Source organism: Psychrobacter sp. 1Y4 (assembly GCF_051847555.1).
In genome coordinates this window covers 1-509 of the sequence record NZ_JBPYDE010001195.1, presented here as the reverse complement: position 1 = coordinate 509, position 509 = coordinate 1, and the positions used below count along the sequence as shown (strand labels likewise).

General features: G+C 37.7%; 1 pseudogene. It reads left to right on the top strand.

Features of this window, described 5'->3' with window-relative positions:
• Window positions 1–88: pseudogene (locus ACS8FC_RS21110) on the top strand (PspC domain-containing protein); the annotation flags it as partial.
• Window positions 89–509: the final 421 nt, after the last annotated feature.

Below are 509 nucleotides of genomic sequence, written 5' to 3'. Positions count from 1 at the left end.
ATCATTGAGTGCTGCCGTACCGGGTATTTTGATCTATATCGTATTATGGATAATCATGCCAAAAGCGAATAGCGATTCCTATCAGTAACCAGATTTAATATCTAGACATTAAGACCCGTTAAAAGAAGTAAGTCTGTACCAAAAGCAGTTGTCCAAAAAGTAGTCTCCAAAAATAAAAAGCCTGAATCATCAGGATGCCCAAGATACAATTTTCCTCCTGCCCGAATGCTCACGCATTTGGGTATTTTTTTGTTTTCAAGATAAGTCGCCGGTCAGGCATCTTTTATGATGATTTAGTCGTAAATCAGGGATATAGCCGCGTGTTTTTATCGACAACGCAAATTTAGTTAACGTAAATATGGATAAAATAGTCAATTTTTAGTAAGGTGAGCAGGCAAATAGCGTCGTTGCCAAATAGGTGACGAGTGCTATCAGAGATTTATTTAATCATACCCATTTCACAGTGACTTACTATGAAAACCCAAACTATGACATCTGAAGCGACAACC